This window comes from Phycisphaerae bacterium, from assembly GCA_018003015.1.
GTDB lineage: Bacteria > Planctomycetota > Phycisphaerae > UBA1845 > PWPN01 > JAGNEZ01.
Genome location: JAGNEZ010000015.1, coordinates 92,299 through 113,448 on the forward strand (window position 1 = coordinate 92,299; position 21,150 = coordinate 113,448).

The 21,150-nt window shown below is 63.3% G+C and carries 13 protein-coding genes and 2 pseudogenes; 6 read left to right on the plus strand and 9 right to left on the minus strand.

Features of this window, described 5'->3' with window-relative positions:
* The first annotated feature begins 116 nt into the window (after window positions 1–116).
* From KA354_09215 to KA354_09240, 6 genes are all read left to right on the plus strand, one after another.
* A complete protein-coding gene (locus KA354_09215; protein MBP7934812.1) occupies window positions 117–1,214 on the plus strand; it encodes a spermidine/putrescine ABC transporter substrate-binding protein in 1,098 nt (365 codons plus the stop codon).
* Between the two features lie 110 nt (window positions 1,215–1,324).
* Entirely contained in the window at window positions 1,325–2,734 is a 1,410-nt protein-coding gene (locus KA354_09220; protein ID MBP7934813.1) for an MBL fold metallo-hydrolase, read from the plus strand.
* 377 nt (window positions 2,735–3,111) lie between these two features.
* Window positions 3,112–5,808, plus strand: a complete 2,697-nt coding sequence (locus tag KA354_09225; GenBank protein MBP7934814.1) for a response regulator — start codon at window positions 3,112–3,114, stop codon at window positions 5,806–5,808.
* A 160-nt stretch (window positions 5,809–5,968) separates the two neighbouring features.
* Window positions 5,969–6,769, plus strand: coding sequence for an SDR family oxidoreductase (locus KA354_09230; protein MBP7934815.1), 801 nt, complete (start codon window positions 5,969–5,971; stop codon window positions 6,767–6,769).
* Window positions 6,770–6,898: 129 nt separating this feature from the next.
* Window positions 6,899–7,924, plus strand: coding sequence for a class II fructose-bisphosphate aldolase (locus KA354_09235; protein ID MBP7934816.1), 1,026 nt, complete (start codon window positions 6,899–6,901; stop codon window positions 7,922–7,924).
* A gap of 74 nt (window positions 7,925–7,998) precedes the next feature.
* Window positions 7,999–9,513 carry a hypothetical protein gene (locus tag KA354_09240; protein MBP7934817.1) on the plus strand — a complete coding sequence of 505 codons (1,515 nt, stop codon included), beginning with the start codon at window positions 7,999–8,001 and terminating at the stop codon, window positions 9,511–9,513.
* Between the two features lie 39 nt (window positions 9,514–9,552).
* Here the strand turns inward: KA354_09240 and KA354_09245 are convergent, their stop codons facing one another.
* The 9 genes and pseudogenes from KA354_09245 to KA354_09285 all read right to left on the minus strand — a co-directional run bounded on the left by KA354_09245 (window position 9,553) and on the right by KA354_09285 (window position 21,046).
* Window positions 9,553–9,858 (minus strand): hypothetical protein, encoded by a 306-nt coding sequence (locus KA354_09245; protein MBP7934818.1) that lies wholly within the window; start codon window positions 9,856–9,858, stop codon window positions 9,553–9,555.
* Complete coding sequence (locus tag KA354_09250; protein MBP7934819.1) at window positions 9,855–11,393, minus strand: hypothetical protein; 1,539 nt, start codon at window positions 11,391–11,393, stop codon at window positions 9,855–9,857. The genes KA354_09245 and KA354_09250 overlap by 4 nt, the downstream gene beginning before the upstream one ends.
* Before the next feature lie 73 nt (window positions 11,394–11,466).
* Complete coding sequence (locus KA354_09255) at window positions 11,467–12,321, minus strand: prepilin-type N-terminal cleavage/methylation domain-containing protein (protein MBP7934820.1); 855 nt, start codon at window positions 12,319–12,321, stop codon at window positions 11,467–11,469.
* A 116-nt stretch (window positions 12,322–12,437) separates the two neighbouring features.
* Window positions 12,438–13,943, minus strand: a complete 1,506-nt coding sequence (locus KA354_09260; protein ID MBP7934821.1) for a hypothetical protein — start codon at window positions 13,941–13,943, stop codon at window positions 12,438–12,440.
* Window positions 13,944–14,022: 79 nt separating this feature from the next.
* On the minus strand, window positions 14,023–15,144 hold the full coding sequence (locus KA354_09265) for a PEP-CTERM sorting domain-containing protein (GenBank protein ID MBP7934822.1): 1,122 nt from the start codon (window positions 15,142–15,144) through the stop codon (window positions 14,023–14,025).
* Window positions 15,145–17,224: 2,080 nt separating this feature from the next.
* Window positions 17,225–17,833, minus strand: a complete 609-nt coding sequence (locus KA354_09270) for an FG-GAP repeat protein (GenBank protein ID MBP7934823.1) — start codon at window positions 17,831–17,833, stop codon at window positions 17,225–17,227.
* 228 nt (window positions 17,834–18,061) lie between these two features.
* Window positions 18,062–20,641 (minus strand): PKD domain-containing protein, encoded by a 2,580-nt coding sequence (locus tag KA354_09275; GenBank protein ID MBP7934824.1) that lies wholly within the window; start codon window positions 20,639–20,641, stop codon window positions 18,062–18,064.
* Window positions 20,642–20,698: 57 nt separating this feature from the next.
* Window positions 20,699–20,893, minus strand: a pseudogene (locus tag KA354_09280) (hypothetical protein).
* A gap of 36 nt (window positions 20,894–20,929) precedes the next feature.
* Window positions 20,930–21,046, minus strand: a pseudogene (locus KA354_09285) (hypothetical protein).
* Between the last annotated feature and the right edge of the window lie 104 nt (window positions 21,047–21,150).

The following is a 21,150-nucleotide window of genomic DNA, read 5'->3' on the forward strand; positions in this document are numbered from 1 at the left end:
GGCAAGGTCGCTGGACCCGTGGTATTGCCCCCGCGCAAGATCGGTTATGATGCTGGGCCTAGCTGCGGCCGGTGCGGGCCCATAGCGTGAATCGGGAGACGGCAATGAACGTCACCATGCGAGTTGTCCTGTCGATCAGCGTGATCCTGGCGTTCCTGACCGGCTGTGATCGAGCCCGCGAGCCCGGCAAACCGGCTCCGACGACCCAGCCAGCCGCCGCGGCCACGCCCGCCGGCAAGCAGGTCAATGTCTACATGTACTCGGAGTATATCGACCCCGAGATCCAGAAGTCCTTCGAAGAGGAGAGCGGGCTCAAAGTCCTTCTGGATGTCTATGAGTCAACCGAGGAAATGCAGGCCAAGCTCCAGCAAGCCGGCGGGGATCGCCAATATGACGTCGTGGTCGTCTCGGACCACGCGATTCCGGTCCTGGTCAAGCTCAAGCTGATCCAGCCGCTGCCGGCAGACAGGATCCCCAATCGGGCCAACGTGGCGGAGCGTTTTCAGAACCCCTCGTACGACCCGGGCAGCAAGTACAGCCTGCCCTATCAGTGGGGCACGATGGGCCTGATCTACCGGAAGAACAAGGCGCCTCAGCTTGACCCGAGCTGGGCAGTCTTGTTCGAGACCGATAAGCAGCCCGGCCCGTTCGTGCTCATCGACTCGGTCCGCGACATGATCGCAGCCGCCCTGAAATATCAGGGCCACTCGATCAACACCCGCCAGCCTGAGCAACTCAAGGCGGCCGGTGAACTGATCCTCAAGGCCAAGAAAAGCCCCAAGATGGTGGCCTTCGAGGGCGGCGTCGGGGGCAAGAACAAGGTCGCATCCGGCGATGCGACCCTGGCCATCGTCTACAACGGCGATGCCATCCGGGCTCTGGACGAGGATCCCAATCTGGAATTCGTGATTCCCAAGGAAGGAACGCTGATCTGGGTCGATGCGATGACCGTCCCAGCTCACGCCCCGAACCTGGAAGGAGCCTGCAAGTTCATCAACTACATCCTGAATGCCAAGATTGGCGCCCAGCTCTCGAACTTCAACCGGTACGCGACACCCAACGCCAAGTCGCTGCCGATGATCGAAGCCAAGGATCGCGACAACCCTCGCATCTACCCATCCGAGGAGCTCATGGCAAAGATGGAGTATCTGGAGGACCTGGGGAGCGACACCCAGCTCTACGACGAGACCTGGACGGCCGTCAAGTCACGGTGACGGCCGGATCGGCAAGCAAGGATCGCCTGCCCCCGGACGACACGGGCAGGGCTTCCTCAGTGGACGCTGTGGGATGGGATACGGCCCTTTAGTGGGCAGGAGTAAGGTCAATGAGAGCCTGGTTGCGGTTCTTCGGTGCGACGCGGGAAGTCACCGGCTCGATGCACCTGATTGAAGCGGATGGGCACACCATCGCGATGGACTGCGGGCTCCATCAGGGTCGGCGGGCGGAGTCGAACGAGAAAAACCGCTCCTTCCCGTGTGCGCCCGACAAGATCAGCGCGGTCCTCCTGTCCCACGCCCACATCGACCATTGTGGCAAACTCCCCCGCCTCGTTCGCGAGGGCTTCCACGGGCCCATCTACGTGACGCCTCCAACGCGCGATCTGACCGAAATCCTGCTCTACGACTCGGCTCACATCCAACAGGAAGATACCGCCTACTGGAACAAGAAGCGGGTCAAGCACGGCGATGCTCCGATCGAGCCACTGTACAGCTCTTTGGATGCCGAACAGACCGTGGCCCTGATGCAACCCCGCGAACTGGGTGAGCCCTTCGAGGTCGTGCGGGGTATCCGAGCTTCGTTTCACGAGGCCGGACACATGTTGGGCTCGGCCTGCATCCACGCCCGGGTATCCAACGGCAGCCGCGATCCGATCACCGTGACCTACACCGGCGATCTGGGGCGGCCGGGCATGGCCATCCTCGAGGATCCTGCCCCCTTGCCGTTGTGCGATTACCTGATCTGCGAGAGCACCTACGGCGGCCGCGAGAGCGACGACCCCGAGCCGATGCCCGACAGACTCGCCCGGATCATCAACGAGACCATCGAGCACGGCGGCAAGGTGATCATCCCGGCCTTCGCCGTCGGGCGAACTCAGGTCATCGTCTATCACCTCCATCAGCTGTTCCACCGCGGCAAGATCAGCCGGCACGTGCCCATCATCGTGGACAGCCCGCTGGCGGTACGGGCCACGGAGATCTTCAAGAAGCATCCAGAGGCTTTCGACAAAGAGGCGACCGAGTTCAACCACGCGACGGGCTCCATCTTCGATTGCTCGACCTGCGAGTACGTGGAGAACGTGGAACGGAGCAAGGCCCTCCACGACCGCCCCGGCCCGATGATCATCATCTCCGCCAGCGGGATGTGCGAAGTCGGCCGCATTCTGCACCACCTCAAGAACAACATCGAGGACCCGAAGAACACCATCCTGATTGTCGGATACCAGGCGGAAAACACCCTCGGCCGGCGGCTAGTGGACAGGGCCAAGCACGTGCGGATCTTCGGCGAAATGTACCAGGTACGGGCGCGCGTGAAGACCTTCAACGGCTTCAGCTCCCATGCCGATGCCGAGGAACTGCTGACCATGACCCTCCCCCTCGCAAAACAGGCCCGGAAGATCTTCCTCGTCCACGGCGAAATCGCCCAGTCCCAGATGCTGGCCGGCACCATGCGCGAGCGCGGCTTCAAGGAAGTCGTGATTCCACAGCGCGATCAGAGCTTCGAGATCTACTCGTAAGGCCCCCCACCCATCCACGCAGCAGCCGACGCACCATGGCTAGGCTGATCCTCGGCCATTCCGCCAGGCAGGAGTCGGAGGTACAACCAGGGCTCCAGATAGGGTGTGGTATCGGGAAACCGCCACGTAGGTCCCCGGGCGCGCACCAATCAGCCGATAACAACGGGCACCACCTGCCCCACCGCTGACGGGGTATCCACCCGCCAAACAGAAGTAGAGTCGCCACCTGCACCGGCCGAAACCACTCAGGGGACGAGCACAGGGTCGGGCGGAGGAACAGACGCCGCAGCATCGGTCAGTCGGAGGCGTGGTGGCTCCATCAGAAGAGTTGCGAGAACCGGCAGATGAAACGAGGCACCCCATGGACACGCCTATTGATGCCCGCGGGAACAGCATTGACCTCGTTGCTCGCGGGACTTGGGCTCGGCGCCTGCTGGCTCGAACACCAGGCTCTCGACGAGCAGGTCACCGGGCAGCTGACCGCGGCGCGCAGCTTGCTCGAGCTGGAGAAGAGGGAACACGCCGCGATGTTGAACGCCGTGCTCTCGGTAGTTCAGCAGGACCCGCAACTGCAGGCCGCCTGGCCGAAGCGCGACCGAGATCGTCTCTTCGCCGTAGCCGCCCCGCTTTTCGAACGCCTGCGTTCGGGCCATGACATAAACCGTTTGCGCTTCCTCCAGCCGGACTTGACTACGTTCCTATGTGTGGATAGGCCGGACTCCACTGGCCAACCCGCCTCCTGCTTCAGTTCCCCCCGGACCACGGAGGCCGCCTTCTCCACGCCTGGGTTGGAACTCGATCCTCAGGGCACCTTCACGCTGCGGGTCGCACACCCATGGCACATCGACGGCCAACTGGCCGGCTACGTCGAACTGGGCCGGCGCGTGGAGCATCTCGGTCAACTGGCCCACTCGATCCTGGGGATCGATGTGCTTGTGCTTGTCGACAAGAAGCAGCTGACGCACGATGACCTCATGAAGGGGACGGCCATGCTGGGCCGGAAAGTGGACTGGGACAGGCTGCCCGCCTCTGTCGTCATCGACGCCACGACGGATGCCATCCCTTCGAAACTGAGCTCGTGGCTCTGCTCTCCGCCGGAAGCGTCTTCGCAGGCAGACCTCGCGTGGTCCACCTCCGGGCAGTCGTACCGGGCAGGCATCTCCACTCTCACGGACACCTCCGGCACCTCGGTCGGCCACCTGGTCGCTCTCGTGAATACCACGAGGGATCAAGACTCGCTTGCCCGACTGACATGGGGGGCCACCGCTGCATGCGTCATGACCGGACTCGTCCTGCTGATGCTCCTGGGGCGAGCGATCGGGCGGGATGGGCAGACCTTAGATCTGACTCGACAGCGAGAGCAGCAGGCCCGCATCCTCAAGCTCGAGCGTGAGCGAGATGCCCAGCGGGAAAACCTCCGGTTCCTGCAGCTCGTGCTGGATACCGCTCCTATCGCCATCTTCTACAAGGATGCCCAAGGACACTTCCTGGGCTGCAACGACACCTTCGCGTCGTGGGCAGGCATCTCACGTGAGGAAGTCTTCGGCCGAACCACCGATGAGTTGTTCTCCGTGCCATCGGTTCGGAAGATCCAGGAGATGGACACCGCCCTGTTCGCCAATCCCGGCAGGCAGGCATTCGAGCACACGCTGGTCAACCGTGAGGGGCAACAGCGGACGGTTCTCTTCCACCGGGCAACCTACCTCGACTCCGTCGGACGAGTGGCGGGCCTAGTCGGCGCGGCGATGGATGTCAGCGATCGCCGGCAGATCGAAGAGCAGAGCCGGCAAGGCGACAAGGCATTGAAGGACACCCTGGCCCGCGAGAAACGCATGTCGGTCGAACTGGAAGCGGCCATGGAGCAACTCCGGGCGGCGACACGGGATGCACAGGCCGCCACCCGCATCAAAACCGAGTTCCTGGCCAACATGAGCCACGAGATACGCACGCCCATGACTGCCATCCTGGGCTTCTCGGAGAGTCTGCTCGATCCCGACCTGTCGGAACACGAGCGGCAGATGGCCATCCACACCATCCGGAGAAACGGTGAACACCTGCTCCAGATTCTCAACGACATCCTGGACATCTCCAAGATCGAAGCAGGAAAGGTGGAGATCGAGCGGATTGACTGCTCTCCCGCGGAGATCATCGCCGACGTTCACGCGACCATGCAGGCCCGCGCCGAAGCAAAGCGGCTCCGCCTCGAGATCGAGGGACTCGACGCTCTTCCGGAGTCGATCCGCACCGATCCGACCAGGCTGCGGCAGATCCTGATCAACCTGGTCAGCAATGCGGTCAAATTCACGGCCGGGGGCAAGGTCCGGATCCTCACCCGCATCGAACACCATGAGCACGACAGCAGCCAGCTGAGGGTGGACGTGATCGACAGTGGGATCGGAATCACCGAGGATCAGATGCACCGGCTGTTCGAGCCGTTCACCCAGGCGGACAGCTCCACGACACGCAGGTTTGGCGGGACCGGTCTCGGCCTGACGATCAGCAAGCGCTTGGCCAGGATTCTGGGGGGGGACCTGACCGCGTCCAGCGAACCCGGCGCTGGAAGTACCTTCACCGTCACGGTGGATTCGTCGCCGCTCAACGCGCTTTCCCCGGACAAAGCGAACCCATCCGCCAGGACCGCCGCCACGCTGCGCGGCGGACCCACGGCAGCCGCAGAGCAGCCGCTCCAGGCCCGGATCCTGCTGGCCGAGGACGGACCGGACAACCAGATGCTGGTCCGTTCGATCCTCGCCAAGGCCGGCGCAGAAGTCGAGATCGCCGAAAACGGCAAGACGGCCATCGAGAGAATCGAAACCGCCGCCCAGGAAGGCCGGCCGTTCGACCTCGTCCTGATGGACATGCAGATGCCCATCCTCGACGGATACCAGGCCACCGCCGAACTGCGACGGCGTGGCCACACCGGACCGATCATCGCTCTGACCGCTCATGCCATGGCCACAGATCAGGCCAAGTGCCTCGAGGCCGGTTGCGACGGCTATGCGACCAAGCCGATCGACCGGCGGGCCCTCCTCACCCTGGTCAGGGGGCAAATCCTCGCTCGGGCTTCCGGTTGACGCCACCCGTCTGGACGCCACCGCCCATTCAGCCAATAATAGTCACGATGTTCCGTGATCGAGCCGGGCCATCACGGGCCGCGCTGATCATCCGGCTAGAAGCGAGCAGGGACTGAGAAGGTCGATCGGCCGGAGATCCGACCTCACAAGAGGACAACCTATGGACTTCGGCCTGTACGATAAGGCGGCGATCGTGTTCGGTGGAGCCGACGGCATCGGGGCGGCCATCGTTCAGTCGCTCCACACCGAGGGGGCCGGCGTTGCCATCGCCGATCTGAACAAGGAACGCTCCGATTCCCTGGCCAAGAGCATGGGCCCCCTGGTCGTCTCGATCCCCTGCGATGTGTCCAACAAGGGCGAGATCGTGGCTGCCGTCAAATCGGCAGCCACGCAATTCGGCGGCCTGCACATCCTGGTGCTTTCCGTGGGCCTGACCTTGCCCGACCGCCTGGAAGACATCACCGACGCGGACATCGAGCGGACTTTCGAAGTCAACATGCGAAGCCACATCTGGGCCGCTCAGGCGGCGTTGCCCAAGATGCGTGAGGCGGGTTACGGGCGAATCGTGCTCATCGGATCTGGCAGCGGCATCAAGGGATCCGGCGGTCTCATGCTGTACTCGGCCAGCAAGTTCTTCCTCCGGGGATTGACCCAGGCGATGGGCATCGAGCTGGGGCCGACAGGGGTCACCGCGAACATCGTCTGCCCAAGCGATGTCTATCCGGAAGGCGATCGCCCGGCCGGGAGTTGGACCAACGAGAAGCTGATCTGTACGAGCTGTCGAAAGGAAAACGCCGTGGATCTCGATGGCGTGCGCGAGGCGCGGATCGCCCGCACGCCCCTGCAGCGGAGCTGCTCGGCCCAGGATGTGGCTAACGTGGTCACCTTCCTGTGTTCCTCCCAGGCAAGCTTCATCACCGCCCAGACCATCGCGGTCAACGGCGGTCTGCTGCCGACCTGAGGCGCGGCCTCGGCAGAGTTCAAGCCGGCGCCGCCGGCGACTCCACCTCAGACCGGCGCCTCGCGGACGGGGCAGCCGCCACGCCCGTGGAGCCACCCATCCCCCTCGAAGGGGGTGAAAGGACTTCTCATGAAGATCATCACCGATCGCCAAGCCGTGTTGAACGTCTTCGAGCGGACACGCAGGGCCGGCGCCGCCCTCTTCGCACCCAACGCCGAATTGCCCGCAGAGATCGAAGGCCTGTGCATGGGAGCCCAGCGGTACGCGGACGATCACCGAATCAAGGACCTGCCGCTCGGCATCGGCATGACCGGCAACTACGCGGACAATCCGCAATTCCGCAAGATGTCCACCCCGTGCAAGACCGCCGAGGATATCAGCGGTTTCGAGGGCGGCGATGTACTCCAGGGCTGCGAGATCTGGCTGCGGCACCTAGCCTGCTACCAGGATCTGCTCGGCTATTTCCCGGCGGTGCGGATGCTGCCATTCATCGACCACGGCTGGGCCCCGGACCCGGAAGACCAGCGCCTGCTGTTCAACGACGACATCGTCGAACGGATGGCCGTGATCATGTACGACGCCAGCAAACTGGACTGGGACGAGAACATCGCCTTGACCCGCAAGTACGTGGAGCGTTACGGGAAACGGGTGGTGGTCGAGGCCGCCTGCGACAAGATCTACGACCCCAAGGACATTACCAAGCTCAAGCTCAGCCGCGAGGATCAACTCTCCAAGCCGGACCGGGTCGAGCAGTTCGTCCGCCGGACGGGGGTGGACCTCATTGTGCCCAACCTGGGCACCGAGCACCGCAGCGTTGGTGTTGGCCGGGCGGAGCGCCGCTATGAGCGCGAGCTGGCCCGCCAAATCCGCGACCGCGTCGGCACCATCCAATCACTGCACGGCTCGAGTTGCCTGGGCGGCAAGGTCGGCTCCACTCCCGAGGACGGGATCGTCAAGGTCAACTTCTACACCGCCATGGCCGTCGACGCGGGTAACAGGATCTGCAACCTAATGCATGCCCACGCGGACAAGGTACTCAAGGACCGGAATCTCTGGATCAATAGCGCCTCGTACTTCCACGACATTCGACGCCGGCACGTGGCCGACGTGTGCTACGAGATGCTGGACACCCTGGGCTACGGCAAGCTGATGTGAACCCCGCTCCGCGGGGCCCGCCGCCCTTGCGACACGCACCAACCGAGGCCTGGAAAAAACGATCGAGGACACCGATGACGATGCTGAACGATCTCCACTGGCCAGCCTGCGAGGTCGGCCTCGCCCGCGACGGAAGCCGGATCGAGTGGTCCGGCAAGATGAAGGCCCTCGCCTACTTCGGGCAGGGCCGATTCGAACTGATCGAGGACCGCCCGATTGTCTGTACCGAGCACGATCTGCTGGCCCGCGTCGAACGCGTCTACCGATGCGGAACAGACGTGAAGATCTGTGCCAGCGGGCGACCGGATCAGTGCGAGGAATCCCTGCTGGATGAGCTGCGGAGCATCTTCGCGATCGACGCTCCCCATCGCGATGGGCACTTCCTGGACTACAGTCGCCTCCTGCTCGACAACCAGCCGGTGGGAATCAGCGACGATCGCCTGTTCATCGCGATCCGCGAGCGGCTGGCCGGAATGTCGGACGAGGATCGCGGTCGGTTGTCCGGGCTGCTGCGGCGGTTTTGGGGCCGCATTCTCGGACACGAGACCGTGGTCACGATCGAACGAGTGGGCTCGAAGGTCCACGAACTCCGCGAGGGCATCGGTTACATGGCCGGCAAATGGCTGGAGCCGGCCTACCTGGCATTCAAGCCCGGCGACCGCTGCGTACTCCAGAGCCGCATCGCCCGTTACGACCCGCCGCCGACCAGCCGCCCCAACGCCGCCGGTATCCAGCTGCTCGGCGGCAACATCACCGACCTGGCCATGAACCTGGCCGGAGCGTACGCCCAGTACATCCGCCTGACACCCCCGATCATCCGCAGCGGAAGCGTCATTCGCGTGCCCGGCGAACTCCCCAATGCCCTCGCGGCATTCGCCGAACCGGCCGCGTGTCTGCTCGACTGCTTCCAGAAATCAACCCATGAGCTGGGCCAGGATGACCACGGCTCCATCCTGCACAAGAGCGTCCTCCCCGGCGGAACCACCTGCGTCATCGGCAGCGGGGCCATGGCAATGATGTCCATGATGTTCGCCCTGGTCAACGACGACGTCCTGGGTATGTCATCAGCCGCACAGGTGGTCGCCGTGGTTCGCGGGGACGACAAGGCTGATCTGGTCCGGAGAATCATGGCCGATCCGCGGGTCGTGACCGTGGTCTGCAAGGATGAGAGCCAGTTGCCCGGCCGGATCGCCAAGGTCTACGGGCCGCAATACCAGCAGCGAACCGGCAAGAGCTTTCACGGCTTCGACGATGTCATCGTCGCAGCGGGAAATGCTCAAACGCTATCTCTTGCCCATGCCTTGATCGCTCCGACCGGGGCGCGGATCATGGCCTTTGCCGGCACACGCGGCCCCTGCGAACTCGAAAGCGGCGTCTGGCACTACGCCAACGCGGGCTTGCTGGGTACCAGCGGATCGAATACCAAGATGCTGGAGCTCGCCCTGGAACTGTTCAACCGCTCGCAGATGCCGGTTGAACGACTGGCCGGCAAAGGCTACACCTTCAACGATTTCGCGACCCCGGCAGGCATCCGAGCATTCTTCGAAGACAAACACCTGCGGCCATACCTGCAGCCTAACACGGCGTGAGGCATTCACACTCCCACACTCCGCCGGGCGACGACCGGTTCATGGCCCGAAACGCCGCAGGGCACGGCCGCGGGCCTCCGCATGGTCAACGACCGGCTTCGGACATGCCCGGACGCCGGTCTCCCACGGCCGGTGGATCGCCTTGCCCGGCAGTGCGGCCAGCTCCGGGAGCCAGCAGCGAAGGTATACCCCGTCGGGATCGTAACGCTCCGACTGGGTCACTGGATTGAAGATGCGGAAGGACGGCGCGGCATCCGCTCCGCAGCCGGCCGACGCCGGCCAGCCCATCGTGCTGTCCTCAACGCGCAGGTCCTGTCGAAACCAGACAAGAGCCGCACGCATCATCGCACAGTGAATGAATACAGTCGCCCCGGCGGTTCAACGGCGAATCGCAATCGAACCACGCCGTCAGGCGCCCACCGCCGCAACCCGTGGTCGCCGAACCGGACTTCATGACGGAGCGAATCGCCATTGAAGACCGTCGCGGCCAGCGGGTTGCCCAGGCGATCCAGCAGTTGAACCGTCATCGGACCGGTGCCGTTGACGTACAGTCGTTCGCCCTCGATCCTCAACGGATGCGTCGTCAGCGTGCCCCAGTCGACCGAGACAAAACCGTCGACCCGCAGCTTGGCCCGGAAAATGCCGCCGCCGCGGACCAGTCGATCTCGAGGCTGATTCTTGCCCCAGGAGGACGCACTGTAATAATAGACCAGCTCATCCCCGATCCGAAGGGGACCTTGGCTGAACTCGCTGATATACCCCCCATCGTTCAGCGCCTCGTTGCCGCCCTCGACACCGTTGGCGAGCCAGACTTCAGGAATGCCCGCGTCGTTCGCGAAAGGAGCCTTCCTCCAGTGCAGACCGTCGCGGCTGACCACGAGCTTCAGAAACGCGCAGCCAGCCGCCGAAAACGGATAGTCGCCCTTGCCGTGGAATACCTTCAGGCCGCCCAAGTACACGGATTCATATCGCCACGCCGTGCTGGCGTAGTACTCGTCATACGGCGTGTCCCCGTTGCGCTCGGCCATGGCCGGCATAAGTTCCACGTGGGTAATCCGCCGGCTGTCAAAAGGCTCATCCATCCGGTCCAACCATACGTAGGCTCGCGCACGCGAGCTATACCCCGGCGAGACATCGTGCGGGTTGAAGAACTTGAAGATGCCCAGGAAACGATTCTCGACCGGGTCGTGGCAGAAAAGGGTCACGTCGCCCGGACCATACACCATCCGGCCTTCCTGGATGATCGTCTGGCAACTCGTGTCTCCGGGCTGGGCGAAACCGCTGCAGATCTGGTGCGGGCGCTCCCAGACCAGACCATCCGCCGAGCGAACATACCATACGCCCTCCCATTCATGACCGGCGTTGGCGATCCAGACCCAGCCCTTGTACGGGTACTTCTCGTCCTTCACATCATAGAAGCACGAGAAGACGTCGATGCCGAACTTGCCCTTCGCATCCTTGGGCAGCGGACCGAGATCCAGATCAAGTCTCAGGGGCGTGAGTTCATCGTGAGTCCTGGCCGACCAGCCGAGGGCGTCGGACGAGATTGCCCGAAGCATGCGCCTGTTGTTGAAATCCTGCACCAGCATGACGTACTGCTTGAGCCGCGAATCGAACACGATCGTGCCGTAGGCCAGTAGAGCATCGCCCTTGTTGGCGGCGATCAGGGGGGTCTGGCCGCCGTTCTCCTTGACCGGCTGGTGCAGGGTTCGCCGCAGATTCACCTGTGAATCAATAAGCAGGTCGTCGATGAAGAGCTGGGCGATCCCACTTCTCACCGATACGACACCATCACCGGCCAGGGTTGTGCCGTCGGCACCAACCGGCGGTGCGATCGAGAATACCCAACCGACCGCCAACACGACTTTCGTCGTTGACATGGAGCCTCCTCCGCAACGCGGGCCACCTGCCTTCGCCCACACCGGGAATGGTGAATGATAGCACCTTCCAGGCTCAGTAGTGTAACGTGAAGAACTCCCACATGCGGTACAGGGCGGGACCACCATTGGGTCCGCTGCTGGGAGCCAATGACCGCAGCTCGCCCTTGATGTCCTGTACGAACTTGGCGTGGTAGTCGCTGTAGAGAGCGTTGGCGCCGTTGCCATGACACGCTCGCATGACCGTCTGACCTTCGCTGCTGCCGATGACCCCGTCGGCGACAAGGGCCTGCATCAGCGGCATCTGATAGGTCGCCGGATCAACCCCTTTGGTTTTGGCGAGGTAGTCCACGAAGTACGGATGCCAGACCTCGGACGGATAGACCTTCTTGCTGTCCGCACGGGGACACTTGCCCACGTCCACGGGCGCAGCGTACATGTACCCGCCCCAGGTAACGTAGGAGGTCTTGTCGTTGTGGAGGAAAAAGCTGTCGATTCCGTAGGTCGGATCACTCCAGAAGCCCTTCGGCGTGCTCGGGCAGTAGAACAAGCGCAGGTCCTTGCCCACGTACTTACCGTAAAGCATTCCGTAGTTGATGGGTTCCTTGATGTACTTCTGGTCGGCCGGCACCGATTCGTAGTGAAGCGACTTGTGTTCGGCAATGTTGTACCCGTAAGTCCCCCGGAGCGGCAAGCGCGCCTTGTGGTCAGAGGCATAACCCACCATGCCCAACCCGATCTGGTGCAGGGCAGCCAGACAGGAGGACCGCTTGGCCATCTCGCGAGCTTTGGCCAGTGAGGGAATCAGGATGGTGATCAGCAGGGCGATGATCGCCACCACAACAAGAACCTCGATGAGCGTGAAGCCTGCCCGCCTTGGGCCACGCCGTCGACCCGGCCGGCGGCCAAATCCTGCTGGTCTCCTGCCCATGACCACTCCCTTCCTCGGAGTGAGCTCCCGACAAAGGCCTGTGGACGCAAGCCATCCATGAAGTCGACCGCCTGCCAATGGCCACCACCAAACCGCAGACGTCTCAACTGCGTTCGCTAGTCGCAATCCGGGTTGGCCGCCACCGCTGGACCAATGTAACAGGCGACGAACGCATTGAGATCGCTGGAATCGACCTTGCTGTCGCCGTTGGGGTTCATGCAATCGCAGCCCGGCCTGATCGCGGTCGGGTCGAAGCAAGCCTGGAAGAAGCCGAAGTCAATCTGATCCACGTCGCCGTCGGAGTCAGCATCCGCGAAGGGCGCAGCGCACGCCTTGTTCACACAGCCCTCACCAAGCGTCCAGGTCAGGGTGTGCGCGGGATCCTCCGCTGTGCACTCCTCCTCGGTGGTGACCCGGCATCGCCGGAAGCCGTACCCGACTTCCAGGCAGGCACCGACCGGCTCCGCAGAGACCGAGGCCAGCCAGCCTCGGGTGACGAACGTCGCCCCATCCTCCGTCCACGGACCACTCCCGGCCACCCAGACGGTGCCGATATTGTCCACTGCCACGCTGTAGGCCCGCGATAAACGCGTGAAGTTCCCCAGCAGCCCAGCATCCTGGAAGTACTGCGTCAGATCGACCACCGTACCCACCTGGGTATCCCACAGAACGGCCTTCTCCATGCCGCGATACAGCATGCCGCTGACATAGCGGCCGTCCTCGCTGCACCCATACGGCACGGACAGGCTCGTACTGCCGTCCTCGTCGCCGAACATCGGCAACTGCGAGGTCTGGCCCGTGGCCAGGTCATGCACATACGGAAACAGCCGGGCGTCTCCGGCCTTAGGCGACCGGCCAAAGATCTTCCCGCTCGCCTTGTCCCCGGCGACGCAGAAAGCCTCGCCGGCATTGGTCTCGTCCAGGCCCTTGAAGAATGCGACGGAACCTGTCCCGTTGCCGACCCAGGAGTTGTAGTAGTTCGATCTCACACCACTGACCATGCGAGAGCCCACCGCCAGGCCGTCCTTGGACACGCCGTTGACCGTGAGTTCCGAGCCGGTGTTGGTAGCCTTGTTATCCGATGCCACAGTCAATCCGGTGGAGGCGCCGGTCAGCTTGGCAATGCTGATGTTGTACTGTCCGCCCTTGCCAAAGGAAGCCCAGAGCAGGTCGGTATCACCCGGGCCGGCAAGCGTGTTGGCCGCGCCCAAAAGAGAATTCGCAAAGTTGGGGCCATCGCGCCAGGCCTTCGACCAGCTCGCCCCACCGTTGCTCGTGATTCCGATGCAGGGCGTGTTGTTGCCAAGGCCAAAGTCAATGCGCCCGAAAACCGCAACTTCCTGGACCGTGTCGTAGGTGCGGTAGGCCACGCCGGTCGCTTCCTTCATCGCGGCCCCCGAGATCACCACCACGCTGTTGGCCGGGGCGGTCAGAGAATCCCAGAGGAAGCCCGTTGTCCCCGATTTGCCCACCGCGTACCGGCCGTCGGGCGTGATGGCGCGGACTTCGGACGAGGTCTGGTCCGCAATCGGCGGAACCATGACCAGGCTTGGCGCGGCCAACGCGACGGAGGCGCACACCACGATTCCAATTGCCACACACACACGTTCTGGACGAATCATGACTGCTCTCCTTACCTCACGCCTGCCGCCTGGGTGATACTCCGATGCTCCATCAGCCGCTCAGGCCACCACGAAAACGTCATCGCTGCCGACGCAGCAGGCCAAGGCCGCCCAGCACCAGCAGGCCGAACGTCGCCGGCTCGGGTACGATGGCCACCCAAGCCGTGGTCACGCCGCCAAATGTGCCATCGCCCACGATCGTCAGACCGTCGCCGGACAGACCCTTGACGTTGAGGTTCGTCCAGCCCGAGCCCAGGTCCGGGATGAGCGTGGACAGATCTCGCGAGCCATTGGCTGCATCCCAGATCCAAAGCCGGCGCGTTCCCGCAGTGAGATCCCGGCCATAGCCTGCAGCGACTGTTCCATCGCTGTTGAGGGCCTGAACCTCGTCGTAGTTGTCAGTCCCGATGAAGGGGATCGCCACGACGGGAGTCTTGTTGAACGGCGTCACCTGCCAAATGGTGCCCTGCCGCTGAATACCACCGGCAGCGGTGCTCCAGCCGCCTGCACGCGAGCCATCGCGCGAGATGGCATTCGCGACGGCCTCAACACTGGTGCTCATCGCCCCGATGAGTGGGTCCAGTCCGGCCAGAGTGCCGCCGGCAACAGCACCGCGCGCACCGCCCGGGCTGACCGCCCCATACTGCGCCCGACCAGCGTAGCTCCCGATATTCGAAATGCCATAGATGTAGGCGTCCTTGTTGTAGCTGGACGGGAGGCTCAGCGAGCTCCACGAGTTCGAGCTGTACTTGTAGCGGTAGGCCGTCCGGCTACCGCTCGAAGTACCCTGGTTCCCGCCGATCCAGAAATTGGACGCGGAGGCGGACGTGCAATAGGCCGTCCCCGTACCTAGCGACGCACTCCACGTGCCTGTGCCGCTGGTGTCGCCAACCCAGTAATAGACACTCCCACCGGCGTTCGCACCCACGACCACCTTGTCCGTGTTGCCGAACAGGGCATCCGAGATCCCGCTCCCGCCAACGGCCACACCAGCAGTGCTGTAGCCCGCCCCGATACCCTTGGCCCCGCCCCCTGGGGTCCAGATGTACGCACCGTTGTTGTTGAAGGCCACAACGCTGCCATCACTGGAAATGCCGGTGGAGGTCCCGGCACCCAGGTTGTAAAACGTGCCAAACGCACCCGATGCACCGGCGGTCACCGCAAACACTGCACAAACCGTCCAGAGTCTCTTACCTACCATTTGTCCTCTCTCCTTCTCCGGGTTCCTGGCTGACCAGGTATGCCCATCCCACACGTCCATACCACCTCGCCCGGCCCCATCGCCGGGCAACCCAAGACCTCACTTCAAGCACGTTCAGCCTCAACGGGGAGCCATCTGAGACTGCCCACCTACACACCGCTGAAAACGTCCCGATGTTGCCGGCCGAGGTCGCTCCACGGACCCCAAGAAGCGTGATCTGAGTGGGACTTCTCCCCCTCTTCACTGGCCCCAATCCCGGGCTGAAGTGCTCCCCCACGACCGGCTCCGCATCGGCCTCACTTTCCCGTATGGGCTTCTCCTCCATGCCCCTGGGCGCTACCGCGCCATGTTGGCGTCCCTCCCTAGACGGCAGACATCGTCGAGATTTGATGACAGGACGCACGCTAATGTGCCAACACACTAGATTTTACGCCAAGCCCTTGTCTCAGTCAAGCGTGGACCGTGGCAAATGACCGCACGTCCTTCCCAGAATCCGCCACGCTGGTCACCCACCTTCTTCCGGCAGCCGGTCGTCGCGACCAGGCCCTCAGGAAAACGGCGGCGTCGCTTCTGTCTTTTATACAATCGATTGTTAAATGATCTTAGAACACATGATGCGACGGCCGCTCCTGCCGACCACGCGAAACCAGGTGGCCGCTTCCGCTGCCTCGGTCTCTCGATCCCTGCCGGCACCCCGCTCATCGCCAGGCTAGCCGCCTCAGGCGTGCTCTCAACGGCTAGCAGATTGTCTCAACGCACTCACGGGCGACGGGCACGGGGCGCATTCGGCTCAGGAAGTCTGCCCAGACGTGAGGAGGTCGTTCAGACGATGGCCCCCGGCCCGGTCTGGGGCTCGGCGACCGGCCCCCTCCCCCCATGGAGTGCCAACGTGGGACGCGGACAGAGAACCAGTTAGCGATCAGCTCATGAACAACGTTGGGGTTGACCGGGGATACAGCGAAGATAGCCGAAACCACTACACCGCGCAGGAGTCGAACCTGCAACCTTCGGCTCCGTAGGCAACCAGCCTAGGGTACAAACGATTGAAAATGAAGAACTTACATGCGACGCGCCTCCAGTTTGTGATGGGGTTTGTCAAAACGCCCCGCAAACCGTCACCGCCGACCGCTTGGCCGCTCTGGCGGCGGAACTAGCGAAGCTGCCACCGGAAGCGAGAACACTGCTCGCCGGACTGCTCACCGCCCTCGACGCGAAGGACGGCAGGGCATGAGATACGAACAGCTCTCGCCGTCGGCTCGGCCTCAGGGCGTCCAGCAGTGCTTCGGCCACCGGTCTACCGATGATCGCGGAGCGGTAGCGGTGGCCAGTTCCAGCCAGCGAACCCGCCCTCTCAGGTCCGATGTTGTCCTCATCTTTGGCGCCAGACCCGCTTCAGGGCCGCCAATCCGGGCGCCATTCAACGATCAGACGTCGGGGGCGGTCCTTGGGCCTTCTGAGCAGGGGATCGACGTCCTTAAACGCGCAACCAGCCACTTCGTGGCCATCTGGACAACAAGTACGGGGGATCTGACATGCAACGCTGGAGAAACGGACGGCGGATCGTACTGGCCTGGGAGGATTTCCAGAAGGTCGCCGTGCGAACCGGCCTGTGGCCGGATGTTCACGACCGGATGTATGCCCTGCTTGCCGCCGGTATGCGGAGGAACACCGTCAAGCGTCGGGTGATGCGGGAGTTCCTCGCCCAGCTCATCCTGGAGCTGGCACCGGAACCGGCCATGCCGCACTGTTCTGTGCCCACGCCCCCGCTGCCTCCGCCGGCCAGACAGGCGCCGGTGTCAATGTGCCCTTCTCCCCCCGCGTCAGCTCTGCCACGGTCGATGCCGCCGAGCGGCCCGCCACCGCCTCGACCATGGCCGCCTCCGCCGCCCGCGCCGCTGCCCTCGCAATGAAAACGGGTCCCATCCAAGGGCTCGCCGGCAAGCGATCCGGACCCCCCGGTGAGCGCGCAGACGGTACCAGATCCTATCTCGCCTGTCCGGCGAAGCGGTTTTGGGTTTGGGTCCCATGTGGCGCAGCCGCGGGCTGGAGGATGCCTCGCGATGTACTTGCCCGGCGTTCTTCACTTCGCACAATCCGGGTCTGCCGGTTCCGTCCCGCTGTAACACCGCTGGAAGATGCCGAAGTCAGAGGCGTCCACGTCGCGGTCGCCGTCGAAGTCGGCGGGGATGATGTGCGACGCGTCCGCAGTGAGCCAGCAGCCTTCCGGCAGATGCTCAGGATCGTACGGGATCGCCGGACCGGTCGCGCAGGCTTCGAACGTGGCATAATCCCCGGCATCCACGTCGCCGTCGGAGTCGAAATCGCCGGGGATGGAAACAACGAGGAAGATGTACGCCGAGCCGGAATCGATGCCGGCGTCATCGTTCCCCCTCGCCCCCACGATGGCGGTGGCGCCGCTGATGGAGACGGAAAGCCCGAACTCGTCGCCAGCCGCGGCGTCGGAGGCGGTGAGCTTCCTGATTTGGCCCCAGTTGTCCGCCCCCCCCTGGTCGCGCCGGAAGATGTACGCCGAGCCGGAACCATCGCCGGCGTCATCGTTATGGTACGCCCCCACGATGGCGGTGTCGCCGCCTCCCCGTGTCTTCCACGCCCTCGCTCCGCGACCCTCGCCCTCGCGCCCTGCGCGCGGCTCCACCGAGCCCGGCCGGCTCAGGTGCGACGATCGCACGGACCACGCCGGTGGTCATGCCGTCGAAGCCCGTCGGATCAAGCGGAAAACCCCTCGCTGAGGCCGCCCGGTGTGACGCCGAGCCCCAGATCCGTTTCGCCGTGAGCGATTGAAGAGGACCTTTCTCCAGCGTCAAAAAAGGGACCCGCTGAAGCCGTCTCCGGCTCCAGCGGGCCCCAATTACTCACCGGCCTCCCTCATGAGCGAGAGGGTACCGTTTGCAGACGGCTACTTGTGGATGAGGATGCTGCCGCCGCCGATCACCGTGGTCGGCGTATCAGTCTGGGCGGCACCCAGCATGTTGTCATACACCATACCGTTGGAGTCAGTACCCCAGATCCTGATGCGGAATTTGTCCGTTCCGCCGCCACCGTTTATCTGGCCGTCAATGGCAGTGAGTATGAAACTGTAGCCTTCTGCACCATTGATTGTCCCGGTTCCCATGTACTGGGCCCTGGCACCAGCAATGACCAGCCAGTTGTAGCTCGAACTGTGGAAGTTCAGGTCGCCCGCATGGAACTGGAACTCGGTCACGCCCGTCGGGATCGTCGCGCCTTTCTGGTACTTGGACACGAAGCCGAAGGTGGCCTTGCCAGTCAGGTCGGGATCTGCCCTGTACGCACCCGCCGGCGAGTCGAACCACCCGCCGCCGGTGACGAAGCCGCCGTTGGGATCGTAGACGACGACGTATTGGTACACCATGTTAGTCGAGCCGCCGTCGTCGTCCGTGACCGTGACGGTGATTTCGTAGACACCCGGCTCGGCGTAGGTGTGGCCCGCCGACGCCGGGCTGGTGGCGCCGACCTGCATGTCGCTTGTTTCGTCGCCCCAATCCCACGTGACGTCATAGGTGTCGAGCGTACCGGGGTCGCTGAATTCAACGCCAACGGTCACCGGCTGATTGTTGATGTTCACCGGGTCGAGCGGCGCCGTCAGGGCGTCGATCGTCGGGGCGACGTTCTCGATTTCAACTTCCGCGGTCCCGACATCGCATGCACCGTACTGATCGCACACCTTGAGGTGGACATAGACCTCGCTCGGACCGTCCATGTTGGCCGCTGAGAAGGTCACCTTGTCACCCGGCGTCTCGAAGGTGCCGTCGTCGTCCAGATCCCACTCATACGAGACCAGCGCGTGCCCATCCGGGTCGTACGAATTGCTCCCGTCCAGCAGTACCGAGCTGCCTTCGTCGACGTAGTACTTTTCTCCTTGGGAATAGTCTTTCCCGGGGTCGGCCACGGGGGGGCGGTTCGGTGAGAACATCGCCATGTCGCTGCCAGTGCAATCGATGCCCGGCCAATGGAAAGTGGCTTTGAAGATGATATTCGCCGGCGTGGTAGCACCCTCCGGGGCAACAACGGTGGCGATGTGCTGCTCGTCGATGGTCACCGTCCAGCCGTCGGGGACGCTGCCGGCATCCACAGCCCAATCGACATCGGCGCAGTCACAGGTCTGGAAATCATCCAGATCGAAGCTCTGGAAAGGCGTAAACTGGTCCGGGATGCCAGCCACTTGTGGTGTCGCATAGACCATACCATCGTCCGTGTCTTCGACCTGCGTCGTGATGCTGCCTCCAGTGACATTCAGGACCGCCCTCCAGGTGTGCTCACCCACCGTCTCCTGGGCAACGTTGTACTTCTTGGTCGCCTCGCCCGAGAAGTCCGTCAGCGTGACCGTGTCGTATAGCACCCCATCGCGGAATACGGTCAATGTGCCGTTGGCCGAAAACCGTGCCACACTGTAATGGACATTGATCTCGTAGCCGGTGATGTCGCAGGCAGCTCCCGGCACGACTACGTCGACCGAGACCGGGAACACCGAGGCCTGCAGGATAATGATGTACCACGGCGTGGCCAGGTAGGGTCCCCAGTAATAGTAGCCGTCCCAGTACCCGAGACCGAGACCCGGCGAGGGGTGAGCCTGTGTGTGAACGAGGTATTCGCAATAGTCCCCCCACCAGTCGCCCGCCGGTGTCTCATCGTTGGCCGGTGCATTCAGGATCGTCGGCACCTGCATCAGTTCCAACCCTTTGAACACCGAGAACATGGCATAGGGATGGCCCTTGTTTCCATCCCAGTAAGACGGAGCCTGATTCCAGTGGGAGTTAACATAGCTGAGGGCCTTTTGCGCTCTGGGTGTGGTGGCGTCATCGCCCAGGTAGAAAAACTCGACAAGCAACCCACCGGTTTTAGCAATATTGACCATGTTGGTTGACCCGTCGTAACCGGACCCGCCGTACCAATCGCCGCCATAGGGACACTGGATGTACGTGACCCAATACTCCAGCTCGTCCTTAACGAATTGCGGCGCATAGATCCCCCATTGCTCGGCGGCCACCAGGCCGAGCACCGGCCACTGGGCCACCGAGTTGTCCGAATAGCCGGTCGAGTTGTCGTACCACTCGTAGCGCCATCCGCCTCTTCCAGGCCCCCCATCAACCTGCGCCCAGGCCAGAAAGTCCACCAGGTCAGTCATCACCTCCTTGTAGGTCATCCCAGCGCAAGCTCCGCCTGGCCTGTTCGCTTGTCCGTAGTCGCTCCTGCCCCACCCGACGATGGAGCCGTCGGCCTTCAGGGCCAGGCTGTGGTACGCTCCTGCAGCTATCGCGACAAAATCATTGCCCGCGGGAGGACTGGCTTGTCCGTAGCCATTGTAGCCCCACCCGACGATGGAGCCGTCGGCCTTCAGGGCCAGGCTGTGCCACCCTCCTGCAGCTATAGCGACAAAAACATTGCCCGCGGGAGGACTGGCTTGTCCGTTGCGATTGGAGCCCCACCCGACGATGGAGCCATCGGCCTTCAAAGCCAAGCTGTGGCGATCTCCTGCAGCTATCGCGACAAAACCACTGCCCGCAGGAGGAGTGGCTTGTCCGTTGCCATTGTGGCCCCACCCGACGATGGAGCCGTCGGCCTTCAGGGCCAGGCTGTGGATCTCTCCTGCAGCTATCGCGACAAAATCATTGCCCGCAGGAGGAGTGGCTTGTCCGTTGCCATTGTAGCCCCACCCGACGATGGAGCCGTCGGCCTTCAGGGCCAGGTTGTGGTACGCTCCTGCAGCTATCGCGACAAAATCATTGCCCGCGGGAGGACTGGCTCGTCCGTAGCCATTGTAGCCCCACCCGACGATGGAGCCGTCGGCCTTCAGGGCCAGGCTGTGGATCTCTCCTGCAGCTATCGCGACAAAATCATTGGGGTGTAACTCGCCTTCCGCTATGCAACTTTCCTATGTTCCCGGCGCACGAGCGGCCGGTACGGGTATAGTCTGCGACGTTCCTCGATGATGCGATGCTTCTGGAACGCATCCCAGTCACCGTTGAG